General features: G+C 42.6%; 18 protein-coding genes. All 18 read right to left on the bottom strand.

Annotated elements, in window-relative coordinates:
* Positions 1-105: 105 nt before the first annotated feature.
* The 18 genes from KB559_RS04400 to KB559_RS04315 all read right to left on the bottom strand — a co-directional run bounded on the left by KB559_RS04400 (position 106) and on the right by KB559_RS04315 (position 12014).
* The gene (locus KB559_RS04400) at positions 106-567 is read right to left on the bottom strand and encodes a hypothetical protein (protein WP_247681575.1); all 462 of its coding nucleotides are present in this window, start codon (positions 565-567) and stop codon (positions 106-108) included.
* Positions 548-1114: a hypothetical protein gene (locus tag KB559_RS04395; RefSeq protein ID WP_247681574.1), complete on the bottom strand. Its 567-nt coding sequence runs from the start codon at positions 1112-1114 to the stop codon at positions 548-550. The genes KB559_RS04400 and KB559_RS04395 overlap by 20 nt, the downstream gene beginning before the upstream one ends.
* Entirely contained in the window at positions 1098-1493 is a 396-nt protein-coding gene (locus KB559_RS04390) for an Imm10 family immunity protein (RefSeq protein WP_211020502.1), read from the bottom strand. The genes KB559_RS04395 and KB559_RS04390 overlap by 17 nt, the downstream gene beginning before the upstream one ends.
* Positions 1494-1532: 39 nt before the next feature.
* Complete coding sequence (locus tag KB559_RS04385; RefSeq protein ID WP_247681573.1) at positions 1533-2417, bottom strand: YwqG family protein; 885 nt, start codon at positions 2415-2417, stop codon at positions 1533-1535.
* Positions 2418-2800: 383 nt separating this feature from the next.
* The gene (locus KB559_RS04380) at positions 2801-3559 is read right to left on the bottom strand and encodes an ABC transporter permease (RefSeq protein ID WP_211020501.1); all 759 of its coding nucleotides are present in this window, start codon (positions 3557-3559) and stop codon (positions 2801-2803) included.
* Entirely contained in the window at positions 3556-4305 is a 750-nt protein-coding gene (locus KB559_RS04375) for an ABC transporter permease (protein WP_211020500.1), read from the bottom strand. The genes KB559_RS04380 and KB559_RS04375 overlap by 4 nt, the downstream gene beginning before the upstream one ends.
* Positions 4302-5024: an ABC transporter ATP-binding protein gene (locus KB559_RS04370; protein ID WP_348772884.1), complete on the bottom strand. Its 723-nt coding sequence runs from the start codon at positions 5022-5024 to the stop codon at positions 4302-4304. Before KB559_RS04370 ends, KB559_RS04375 begins: the two co-directional genes overlap by 4 nt.
* Positions 5025-5107: 83 nt before the next feature.
* Positions 5108-6118, bottom strand: coding sequence for a HAMP domain-containing sensor histidine kinase (locus KB559_RS04365; protein WP_211020498.1), 1011 nt, complete (start codon positions 6116-6118; stop codon positions 5108-5110).
* Positions 6115-6792, bottom strand: a complete 678-nt coding sequence (locus tag KB559_RS04360; RefSeq protein ID WP_211020497.1) for a response regulator transcription factor — start codon at positions 6790-6792, stop codon at positions 6115-6117. The genes KB559_RS04365 and KB559_RS04360 overlap by 4 nt, the downstream gene beginning before the upstream one ends.
* 177 nt (positions 6793-6969) lie before the next feature.
* A complete protein-coding gene (locus KB559_RS04355; protein WP_348772883.1) occupies positions 6970-7314 on the bottom strand; it encodes a rhodanese-like domain-containing protein in 345 nt (114 codons plus the stop codon).
* Between the two features lie 40 nt (positions 7315-7354).
* Entirely contained in the window at positions 7355-7663 is a 309-nt protein-coding gene (locus tag KB559_RS04350; protein WP_211020495.1) for a rhodanese-like domain-containing protein, read from the bottom strand.
* A gap of 44 nt (positions 7664-7707) precedes the next feature.
* Positions 7708-7977 (bottom strand): metal-sensitive transcriptional regulator, encoded by a 270-nt coding sequence (locus tag KB559_RS04345; RefSeq protein ID WP_211020494.1) that lies wholly within the window; start codon positions 7975-7977, stop codon positions 7708-7710.
* 73 nt (positions 7978-8050) lie between these two features.
* Positions 8051-8851, bottom strand: a complete 801-nt coding sequence (locus tag KB559_RS04340) for a sulfite exporter TauE/SafE family protein (protein ID WP_211020493.1) — start codon at positions 8849-8851, stop codon at positions 8051-8053.
* 44 nt (positions 8852-8895) lie between these two features.
* Positions 8896-9123: a sulfurtransferase TusA family protein gene (locus tag KB559_RS04335; protein ID WP_211020492.1), complete on the bottom strand. Its 228-nt coding sequence runs from the start codon at positions 9121-9123 to the stop codon at positions 8896-8898.
* Between the two features lie 19 nt (positions 9124-9142).
* On the bottom strand, positions 9143-10273 hold the full coding sequence (locus KB559_RS04330; RefSeq protein WP_211020951.1) for an MBL fold metallo-hydrolase: 1131 nt from the start codon (positions 10271-10273) through the stop codon (positions 9143-9145).
* 38 nt (positions 10274-10311) lie between these two features.
* Positions 10312-10707: a DsrE/DsrF/DrsH-like family protein gene (locus KB559_RS04325; protein ID WP_211020491.1), complete on the bottom strand. Its 396-nt coding sequence runs from the start codon at positions 10705-10707 to the stop codon at positions 10312-10314.
* 26 nt (positions 10708-10733) lie between these two features.
* Entirely contained in the window at positions 10734-11297 is a 564-nt protein-coding gene (locus tag KB559_RS04320) for a sulfurtransferase TusA family protein (protein ID WP_211020950.1), read from the bottom strand.
* A 273-nt stretch (positions 11298-11570) separates the two neighbouring features.
* Positions 11571-12014, bottom strand: coding sequence for a ferritin-like domain-containing protein (locus KB559_RS04315; protein ID WP_211020490.1), 444 nt, complete (start codon positions 12012-12014; stop codon positions 11571-11573).
* Between the last annotated feature and the right edge of the window lie 332 nt (positions 12015-12346).

Here is a 12346-nt window from a genome sequence, read left to right as displayed (position 1 = left end):
CTCCTTCAACTTCCCATAACTTCAGCACGGGTAAGAAGTACCCACTGATTTACTTCATCGTATCCGGAAACTTCGGCGATCACACGAGAGCGTGGATACATCAACTCAGCAGGGGTTACAGATTTCAGAGCGGATGTGTCCGTTATACCGACAACCCCGAGGTTCCAGTAAGTTAATCAAGGTACCTTGTGGAAAAAAGGCTTCTATACACCCTTCCACCCGAGTTCCAACCGGAAACAGACTTTGGGTTCGATGCCAGTCTTCCATACCGAGCTGAAGCTGCTCGTGCCATAGTTCCTCGAATTCCGCCTGGCTTATTTCCTTGTAAAAGGGTTCCTGCGCATCTAGTGGATGTTCTGCCAGCATGAAATGATAGTGATCATGTCTTCGATTCGATGTGATACAGCTATCGTCATCCTGATAAACCATCTGTCTGTATGCTACACCGTTGTCATCAATTTCAAAATACCAGGTTCCCATTCCAGGCTCCTGGATATCTTCTAAATATTTCAAAACAGTCACTCCAATCAGATGAGAAAATTCTGCTTTAGTAGGTGGAACTTTCAATCCTAAAATCTGAATGGATATCAAATTCAGCTGACCCCTTACTTTCTGTCTTTCGCAAAACAAACTCAAATGTGGGTTCATAATAGGAATCCTGCAAAGTTTCCCCGCCTAATATCTCTATGCTGTACCAGCCGTTTTCAATTTCAATCATTGGCTTATTGTTTTGGCGGTAATGATGAAGTAAAGCTTGGACTCGTTCGTTCGTGAATTTTTCTAATATTCGCCAAGTAAACAGCATGAGGATGTTGTTTTCAACTTGAAGCGAATAGCCGTCACGTCTGAATTGCAAACGACTGTCTGTTTTCAACAATTCCGGGGTATCCCCGGAAAGATTAAATATAATGGTATATGGATAGTTCTCAATCCCTACCATGGGAAGGATAATACCATCAAGCACAACCTGATCGCCGCTCTCGTTTGTTGTAAACTCCATTGCTAAATCATCTGAAAGACTATGGGCTTGTTTCCAGCTTTCCAGCCGCAAAATATCCCCGACAATGAAATAATTGATAAGGTCATTCAGCACTTCATTAAATTTGTAGATCATAATTTACCTCAATTTCAATCTCTTGATCGGCATTTAACCTATTAAAATGACTTATTAAGGAGTTATACCCTTTTTCATCGATATCATATTCAATGTCTATTGAATCATTTACGCCAAGTGATCTTGCGGTCTCTTCCGATAAAAAGATAGAAATTAATTTTCGACGAAGTACGATCCTTAATATCCCCCCGTACTGGGATCTATTTTCACTATTAAGCGTAATATGAATTTTATTTAGGAGGGGGTTGTCCTCTATATATAAAGATTTTTGAAATAAAACATATTCTTTGGTTTCAAATTCATCATCTGCAAATCCAATTAGTATAGTCTCATCCTCAATACCACAATATACAAATGATGCTTTTAGTAAGATTGACATTTATTACTCCTTTCTCATTGATGAATTCCTGGTGACCCCTTAACTCGAATATAGGGAGCAATACGTGTTTGCAAAGTTGGCTGCGAGGAGATCCTCTTTTCGAATAAAAAACTGCAATTCTCCAGCGTCCCACCAGCAGAATCCCACGTCCTGATCAGAATCCAGCGCGAGCAATAACAACGTATCCTGCACTTCCTGCTTCGCTCGATCGGAATCTCCTTTGAAATGATCCGTGATCGTCTTTAACGCAGATTCCATGGAATAGTTATACTTTTGGCCGGTCAACAGATGAAGTGCCGCTTCGTATTCGCAATCTCCGTGCTGGGTTGAGGGATAACCGAACATCATGGCCAGATCGCTTGAATTCTCATCATTCAATTCGAAGCATAGCTCCTCATAGAGTTCATAATCATGCTCATCGTCTTCTATAATGTCATAATCTACATAACCATAATTGGGTGGTTCCATTGTGGACCTGGCACTTACCCGATAACCGGTAAACTCACCCTCAAGAGCTGTCTCTTCTGGTGAATGGTAACGTTTAGCTTCCTGAAGCTTCTCTTCCGGCAAAAATAATACCTTGTGCTCGATTCCATAGGCGGGTTCATCCACCCCTACGAAAAAGTACAGCATGCCTTTTGCTGGCAATAGTGTTGATACATCATGAGGTACCAATTCATTTAAACGAAGCTGAGCCAAGAACGTCATCGGAGTACCGTCAGAATTCACCGGCCATTCTACGATAGCAGGCAAATCCGGATCGCCTCCTATACGGGAAAGGCATGTTTCGTTGTAGGTTTCGATCTCTTTCTTGGATAAGCGAATACCTTGGCGTATAGACTCTTTAAAATAATCCATGGCATGTTCGAACTGGTATTCGTGAACGACCCGCTCAAGTTTATTCTGATGATTTTCAGTTAGCAATTCTTACACTCTCCTTTTACGACCCAATATAAAGTTTGTTTTCCGCAAAGACGGCTGAGTATCCTAATCGATACAACTCAAAATACGGTGCGAACGGATCTCCTTTGAGCCCATAACGATGCCATTGGAGATAATAGGAAATCCAGTAATCGCAGGCAATCGAGTAATACGCCTCGTCCAATATTTCGATGGATCCATGAGGCAGAATTTGAACCATTTCATAAATACGTAAACAAGAATCTTGCATAAGAAGGTTTATTCATATGTACCTCTCCTCTTTCGCTGATCGGCAGAGTGATGAGTCATTTCTAATCATATCCTAAGCAGGCATCATTTCTCAAATCAGCAAATAAAACAAAAAGAACCGCGTTGTTCGCGGCTCTTCAGGCATCTCGCCTCCGGTAAAATATAATAGCTACTATAATAAAGAGCAGGGTCCATAACATTAAAATACCTGTACCTTGCAACGCCGAAAAGGCATTTATTTCATCAGGTGAAAGCGGCATATACATATAAGATCCTGCCGTATCCGGAAGATACCTTTTCAACCCAGGCAGAAGGTCTCTCGTCAAAGGACTGACCACAAAATAATAACCAAGCAATATCACTAAAGCAGGTGTAGTTCGTCTGATTAAAGCTCCCATAGCTGCACTGAGAAGTGTGGTTAAGGTTAGATAGCCTGTCGCACCTGCTATTGCTGCTAACATGGTGTCTATTTCAAGCCCTGTTGCTGTGTCTCTCATTCTTATAAAAGTATAAAACACACCGGATGCAGCGATTATAAACGCAGCGGGAATGGTTACGATTGCCAAGGCTAAATGCTTCATGGATAATTGCAGCCCACGCCAAGGTACGGTAGTTAAAGTTGTTCGAATCTGTCCGCCGGTATACTCCGAACAAGCAGCTAAGATTCCCAGAATAATAAACCCTGCTTGAAGATATCCCATAGAAGCAAGACCTATATTCAATATACTTAGCGTCCCTGCTGTCTCTTGCAGACCAACCGAAGTAAATGCTGCGGCTAAAAATAAATTGAGAATGAAAGTGCCTATAAGCGTGAGCCACGTCAAAGGTAGTGTAATTAATTTGCCTAGTTCAGCACCAAGAATTAGAGTTATCTTTTTACTTGAAGGGACCCTCATGCCGCAACGTCCCTCCTATGAAATACAATAGCTGCAACAATGAAAAGGACAAATACCCAGGCAAACATGACTAAACCGCCTGTGAAGGGGGTGAGAAACCTGTCGCCAGTAAACATAAACATTTCAATACCAACCCGATCCGGTAAGTATAACGCCAACTTCGTAACCTTAGAAAGCAGGAAACTGAATGATACAACGGAGGTGTTTATGATCAGCACAGCAAGTGGAATAATGCCGTTCCTAGTCAGAACAGTAATCCCAAATGCCAAAAGTGCGGTAAATGTCCAGTAACAAACTGCACCGATCAGTTTGGACACTTCAAATGCAGGGGTGTACTCACCAAGAACAAAATGAGTGGCTGAAATAGTGGTCATAATAGCAACCACACTAAGCAGTATACTGGTCACGGTCACTGCCCCTGCTTTGACCAGCAATAAATGAAGCCTTGATGAGACAACCGTTAAGCTTGTTGTAATCTGTTGTCCTCCACCAGATTCACTGCTCTCTGTCAAATACTCACTGCTGACGGCAAGCACTCCGAGAATAATGACACCTTGCACACCAAGTGCTAATCCGATATATCCAACTTCCGATAGCCGTGTGCTGACTCCAGCAAGGATCTCTTCTTTTTGTGCCATACTGTCCAAGGCAGCTATGGCCGCCGGGGCAATTGCTCCAATAAGATAGGCAAGCCAAATGCCCGGCAGAGAGAACAATTTAGATAGTTCCGAGTTGAATGCCCTCATACCGTGTCACCCGCTTTTTCAGATGTCAGGGCAAAAAAAGCTTCCTCCAGCGAAGAATGGTTACCTATTACTTGTTCCAGGGTTCCGTCGGCAACGATTTTCCCATGCTTAATAATCACCACGTCATCAACCGTCTCCGCAAGCTCTCCCATTAGATGACTGGATAGTAACACCGTATTCCCGGATTCGGCACGTTCACGTAAAAATGTCCGAATAAATCGAATTCCTTCCGGGTCGAGTCCATTTACGGGTTCATCTAAAACCAGTATTTGGGGATCACCCAGAAGCGCAGCCGCCATTCCAAGTCTCTTCCCCATACCCAGGGAATACTTCCCTACTCTTTGACCCGCTGCATCAGTAAGACCTACGATTTCCAAAACTTCCTCGACACGTGAGTTAGGCAAACCTGCGGCACGAGCAATCCAGCGTAAATGAGCTCGTCCTGTCCGCTTACGATGTGCTCCTGATCCATCAAGTGCGGCGCCTACGGTAGCTAGAGGATTATGTAATTCTGCGAATGGCTTGCCATTAATGAGTGCACTCCCTGAGGTGGCGCGATCCAATCCAAGCAGGATGCGAAGTGTAGAGCTTTTACCTGCCCCATTCGGACCTAAAAAACCAGTTACTCTACCAGCTCTAGCCTTAAAGCTGATGCCCGATAAGATTTTATGAGTTCCGCGATGTTTGACCAAGTTATTAATTTCAAGCAACCATAACACTTCCTTTCTGTTATGGTTCCAATTATAGAGATGCAAAGTAACATTACGGCTATCCTGTCGTTTACTTCAGGTTTACCTTTAGGTTAAGCTCTGCTGATAGCTACGTTTGTACCATCTTCATTGGATGTAAAGTCAGCCTTCAGATTCATTTTATTTAACATATAATCACAAGTTGATAAACCAATCCCCGCTCCACCCCCATGGGAAGATTTATCCAAACCGGGACCTCTGTCCGCAACAATAATCAGTTCTCTTTTAACATCCACCGCAATGTGTGCGTATTTCCCCTCTGCTGCATGGCGAACAATATTCTGAAACAAATTATCCAGAACCCTTGTCATCCATTTCGGATCTGCTTCCCAATAAAAAGTTTCATCAGCCGGTAAATCCACATCAAGCTGAATTCCATGTTCTTCAAATACGGGATACCACGCAGCAACAGCTGCCCTTACTAAACGTCCAATATCCGTTGAAACGGGCTCAAAAGGTTGTTTCCCTGAGGTAAGCAAGGTATAGGAAAGTAGATCATCCATTAGGTCTCCGACCCTTGTGATCGTATGGTTGATCTCTGTTAATGAGTGTTGACCTTCTAAACTTATGGGTTCTTTGTTTAGTCTGGTGACATGCCCTCTCATAATAGTAAGCGGCGTTCGCAGGTCGTGAGATAAATTTGCAATGAGTCGATGTCTCAGTAATTCCTCTTCATATGCTTGCTTGCGGCTTTCCTTCAGCTGCTGAATCATCCAATTAAAAGAGCTCCCTAACTGGTCTATCTCATCCATACGATCCGCTTGAACAGATATGGGTTTAGGAAAGGAGTTAGTTATTGCTGAAGATGACATGACTTCCTGCAAACTGGCGAGACGCTTTTGAAGTTTCAAGAAAAACAGCCAAGATAAGGCCACAAATGCAACAATAATAAAAACAAACAATAGAACAGTAACGTAAAACAAATGTAACGTATTTACATTATTTTCATGGATATCAGAAACCCCAAAAAATGCACTGATGAAAATAAGCAGAATAGGAGGAAGAAAGATAAATAGAAAATGTACTTTTAAAAAACGGCGAAATAAGGATCTGTTTTGCTTCATATTTTCACCCGATAGCCTATTCCCTTCAACGTTTCAATGATCTCCGGGGAATCGGGATGACGTTCCAGCTTTTGACGCAGCCGGTGGATGTGCACCATTAATGTCTTATCACCGGTTATGTATACTTCTTCCCAAATGGCTTCATAGATTTGTTCTTTTGTTAAAACTTGATTCGGGTGGCGCAGGAAATACATTAATATTTGATGCTGTTTCCCCGTCAATATAATTTCTTCTCCTGTCTCTTTGTCAAATATCATTTGACCTTCCGGATCTACTTCAATCTGATTTCCTAATGAAATTCGTTCGGAATGTGTACCACCTTTTCTACGGATTAATACTTCTAATCTTGCAACCAATTCATCCGTATGGAAGGGCTTCGTTACATAGTCATCAGCAAATTGTAATCCGTCTACCTTATCATCGATCGATGTTCGAGCAGATAACAGCAAGATAGGAACAGCGGGAGCCGCCTTTTTTAAACGTTTTCCCACCGTAAAACCGTCTAATCCAGGTAACATGATATCCAAAATAACGACTTCATGACGATTTACTTCTTTTTCGGCACCTTCACCGGAAAGCAGCCATTGTACTGAAAACCCTCGCTGCTCCAATTCTTCTTTTAGCAGGCTGCCTATCTTCTCATTATCTTCAATATATAACACGCTTCTTTTCAAGTAACATCCCTCTCTCTAAATCGGGTTCTCTATTAGACAGAGTAACACATACAACTTAAAAAATGGTTTGCCTCTAAGATTATTTTAATTTGAGCCAACCTCAGCTTTATACAATAAAAAAACCAATGAGCTTGAACTCATTGGTTTTAATTTAGATAGAATAATGCTTATAAGTGCTTATCTTTGAATCGAACCCTTCCATGACATAATTCCGCCTCGTAAATCCGCGACATTGGAATAACCATGGCGTCCAAGAACCTTTGCGGCCTGTTTGCTTCGCATGCCGCTCTGACAGTAGACCAAAACCGCCCGATCTTTGGGAATTTCGCTCATACGCTGCTGTAGCTGACTAAGTGGGATATTGACCGCGCCTTTGATATGACCCCGCTTATATTCATGAGACTCCCGAACGTCGATCACCTTACTCCCCTTTGATTCACTTTGAAACTGTTCCGCAGTCAGGGTTCGCAAACCTTTCACTGGAGCAAACTGTTTATAGAGCATCCAAATTACAAATATCAATAGTACTGAATAAAGTAGATAATTCATTCTTCCTTCACCTCTAATCCCGAACCAAATTGTCAGTCCAGGCAAGGAGTCCTCCAGTCATATTGACGACTTTAAGTCCTTTTTTACTTAATAACTCGCATGCCATTCCGCTGCGATTTCCGCTTCGGCAAATTACGATAAATTCATGATCAGGATCCAGCTCGTCCAGTCTCATATCCAGTTGTCCTAAGGGGATATGTTTGGCTCCGGCAACATGACCTTCATTCCATTCGTCCTGTTCACGAACATCGAGAAGGTTCAATGCCTCACCCTTGTTGAGGCGACCTGCCACTTCTTCTGGTGTTGTTTCCTTGATAGTCATGCTATATCCATCCTCCTGCTCATCTTATATATTAATGCTATAAATTATCTGCTTTTAACAAGCAGTTCCACGGCTTCTTTGACTAGTTTAGCTGGATCAGGATTTCCGTTTGCTTGATCAGCCAAAATACATTGCTGGAGATTATCCGCCACGATTTGAGCAAGCGCTCTGTCGGAGGCGTTCCTGATGGCAGAGAGCTGGGCAACTACCTCCTTGCAGGGCTTACCTTCATCCATCAATCTAAGTGCCCCTCGAACTTGTCCCTCTATTCTCCGTAAACGTGTTTTGATTTCATCCGGATAATTATATTCCATTGATACCATCTCCCCATTTTCGCAATACCTGTCTAGGGATAGTATAGAGTAAATAGATGAATTTTACACTTAGTCAGATAAACAGGATAGATGACCAGACCTTGATAGCTGTCAGGGCAATAAGGACAACCAGACCGTATCTTAGGAAATCCACATTCATTTTCGTGCTGACTTTAGATCCTAATGGAGCCCCGATCAAACTCCCGATGACGGTAAAAATCGTCGGCCAAATGGGGATGGCTCCCCCGGAAATTTTGCCTATTACACCGCCGGCAGCAGAAATAAATACAATAGCAAGCGATGAAGCAATTGTTGTACGTGTTGGAATATGGAGGACTGTCAGCATAATCGGTATTAGAATAAAAGCTCCCCCTGCGCCGACGATCCCGGATACAATTCCTACGAGAAATGCTGATATGACCGCAATAAAAGTGTTGAACTGAAGGTTTTCCCTTATTTCATCTGTTCCTTTACCCGGTATGAGCATCAGGATTACTGCAATTATCGCCAAAACCCCATATATCAAGTTAATAAGGTCCCCATCCAGCATACCCGACACAAACCCACCAATCAGGCTGCCTGTCAGGATACCGGCTCCCATATAAAGTACGAGTCTTTTATTAACTAAAGACAAAGACGTCTCTGTTTTGCTCTTTTTTCGGAATGCCAGTACTCCTGCAAGCGATGCGAAAAAAACCTGAATCATGCTGATTGACGAAACTTCGTGTGCGCTAAATTGAGCGGCGCCCAGCATAGGTGGTACATAAAGCAGCAGAGGAAAATTAATGATGGCTCCTCCAATTCCAAGCAATCCGGAAAAGAATGAACCGACAAAACCAAGCGCGATCATCGTGATCATTAGCAAGGTTTCCATCCTCCTCCTCCTTTCAGTTCAGCTCAGCTCGCTTTATTGGATTTCTAAACTTTTTTTACAAAGAACTTAAATACATTATTTTCTTCCTCATGTTTTAAGAGTTCATGCTTCGTTTGCTTCACCCATGCTTGAAAATCATTAACGGAGCCTTTATCTGTCGAATGAACTTCCATCACTTGACCTGGAAGGAGTCCGTCCAGCGCTTTTTTTGCTTTCACAATAGGCATTGGGCAGGCCATTCCTTTTGTATCTACTAAAATGTCTGTTTTCATAGTAATTCGGTTCCTCCTGTCATTTGTCGTGCACGGCACAGCGATTAGGACCGATCTCCATCTCCCGCTGCTCCTCTTCGCTAGGCGTTATTTTTCCCATATTCGTTTGACGTATTTCTTGATAAGCATTCGGCTGGGGCGGCAAGTTCTCGGTGACAGCGCTCCGAAAGTCCTTCTCTTGCTGGATATTCAATCCGGGATTATGAAGGAACAAATCGGATAGCTTGGCCATGACCCGGCCTCCTTCACCTAACTCAGTCACTTTACCGAAGTGGGCCGGCAAGACAATCAAATCCTGTGAAAGCTCTTTATACCGGTTATAGAGCGTATTTCGCAAATCTCCCACCCAATCCTCCGCCTTACCGGCCAAATCAGGACGTCCGATCGACTCAATGAAAAGGATATCCCCGGTTAGCAGATATTGATCATCTATAATAAAAGAGGTGCTTCCGATCGTATGCCCAGGCGAGTAAATCGGTTGGATTCGGAGTGTCGTAGACCCTATCGTGATGCCTTGGCCTTCTTCGAGCTTTTCATAATCGAATGTCACTTCAGTCGCATCTTTTGGCGGAAGCCAATAAGTTGCGCCGGATTGTTCCGCCAGTTTCCTTCCGCCGGAGATGTGGTCGGCATGCAAATGAGTATCCAGGGTATGTTTTATTTGTACCCCCTGCTCCTTGGCAAACTGCTCGAAAACATCCGTCATCCGAAGCGTATCAATAACCGCGGCTTCACCTTTGGATAGGACCATGTATGACAGGCAACCTTTACCGATTCGGACGAACTGATACAAGGAGCCCCCGTCTTTTAAGTCGCCAATCTTGACAGGTTCCAAATATTCGCTCCATGCCTTCATTCCGCCTTCCAGATAATGCACATCGGTTCGGCCGGCATCAACAATTTGTTCAGCAACAAATTTGGAAGAGCCTTCTTTTGCACAGACAACGAGCAGCTTTTTCCCATCAGGTAGTTTATCAAGAGCTTCGTCCACGCCGTCCAGGAGGTCAAAATATGGAATGTTGATTATCTCGACACTCTCACCTTCGATCTTCCAGTCGTTATAATCATTTTCGTTGCGGACATCCAGAATAAAAATCTCTTCTTTCGCCAAAATGATCCGCGTCAGTTCCTTGGCCGTCATCATATTCATACGATTGGCATCTGTATTCAAGATGGTTCCTCCTTTAGTTAAAATGTCAGGCTGACGTTTGCATCCTTTGCAAAATCCAGGAAAGTGACAGCTCCGCCGACCTCGATTCCTTCAATAAAATCCTCTTTCTTCAGATTCATGACATCCATCGTCATTTGACAAGCAATGATCTTTACTCCCATCTCCTGAGCCATTTCCACTAGCTGGGGAATGGTCGGTATATTCGCTTTATGAAAGCCTTCCGCCAAATGTTCGGCACCTGCCGGCAATGGTAATTGATGGTGCGCCTCCTTATGGATCAAATTCAAACCTTCAAATGTGAAGAAAATGGCTACTTCAGCATCCGTTGCTGCCGAAGCTGTCGCGATATTAAAAACTTTATAAGCATCAAACAAACCACCGTTACTTGCAATAATTGCTACCTTTGTATTCATATAAATGACCTCCATATTATTGAAATTTAATTTTGTGAATCGTAATTTATCGTGGACCCATTCCAACCCGACATGCCTGATTCCAAATTCTTCACATGCTTAAAGCCTTTTCCGGCAAGCAATTGGCATGCCATATCGCTGCGGTTTCCTGTGCGGCAGACAACAACAATTTCATCGTCCGGGTTAAGCTCGCTTATCCGGTGCTCTAGCTCACCTAAAGGAAAAGATACGGCACCTGCAATTCGGTTGAATGCAAATTCAGCCGTTTCCCGTACATCAATTACGGTAACCTTTTCGTTTTCGCTCAACTTTTTTTGCAGCTCATCACTTGAAATGATTAAGGGGTATTTCTTTTCTTCATTCACTTCATTGGGGTTGGCTTTGCGAATGTAATGCTTTAGCACCTCACATTCTTCAACAGTACCGAGATAATGATGGCCTGTATTTTTGGCCCAACCTTGAATATCTGCAATTGAACCTTGATCGGTAGCTTGTACTTCTATGACTTGACCGGCATCAAGCTGATCGATTGCTTTTTTGGTTTTTACAATCGGCATGGGACAGGCAAGTCCTTTACAATCAAGTGTCATATCGGCTGTAATTTCCGGCAATATAAAGAACCTCCTTTTAAATGATGATGTCTTTCGTAAAGAATTTAAATTATATAATACGTATACCCCTATGGGTATAATACAAAGATAAAAAACTATTGTCAATCTAAGACCCCATAGCAAAAAATACCAACTTTAATTTCACTAAAGAGAAATTTAAAAACAGGTGGCGTTGAAAAAGACCTGCATTTGATTGCAGGTCTTTTGTTACAATTTAAAAAATGAGCTTGTTATTGAAGGAAACTTCATCAGCTACTTGAGATTTAATGTAATCAAATAATTGTATTTGGCAGCGTGCTTAAGCTCATCCAATATGATTCCGTATACCGTGTCTTTATAAATGCCGACAGGTAAACCAAACCAAATGTTTCGATACCGTTCCACTGCGCCCAGCTCGCCCATCAAAGCACGCTGTAGCCCTTCCTTATAAGATTGGACTTTCACATATTGCTCATTGCTAATGCCTGTAATTTCTTGTCCTGTGAGAGCCCGGTACATCTCCCTGAACATTTTATTATGGCCGCGCTCATCGTTACGAATGCTTTCGATAATAGCCACTTGTTCTTTGGTAGGAGCCAAATTGATCAATTCATCATAAAACAATTCATCGTTACGCTCCCCCTGTACCGCTTCCTTGATCATTTGTAATGCTTGCGGAAATCCGGTGTTCCAGATTGGAACGAATTCGGACCTCATATAATAGTATCTTCCCCAACCAGAAGGAAATGGATACAAGTTTAATACCTCCCAACATTTATTTGTTGGAAGTATATGCACATAAGCCCAGGTCGGTTCCTCAAACGACTATTTCAAGGCTGTAACAAGCCTCTCCTCTTCCCATATCGCTTCCAGACTTGAAAGCGATTTTCAAGTGCATAAATGTGTATTTATGTAAAATTTAGAAGATAAAACCTTTAATTTGAGAAGTTAAAATGTATGCGTTTTCATTCTATAATTTTCTATGAAAGGAGGTAAAAGGAAAGATAGAATCATAGTTTCACAGAATTAGTTTGGGCCTCATGAAAACA

It is taken from the genome of Paenibacillus sp. Marseille-P2973 (genome assembly GCF_018101095.1).
Taxonomy (GTDB): domain Bacteria; phylum Bacillota; class Bacilli; order Paenibacillales; family Paenibacillaceae; genus Fontibacillus; species Fontibacillus vini.
Note: the sequence above shows the minus strand (reverse complement) of the source record. Positions and strands in the feature narration are given on the sequence as shown.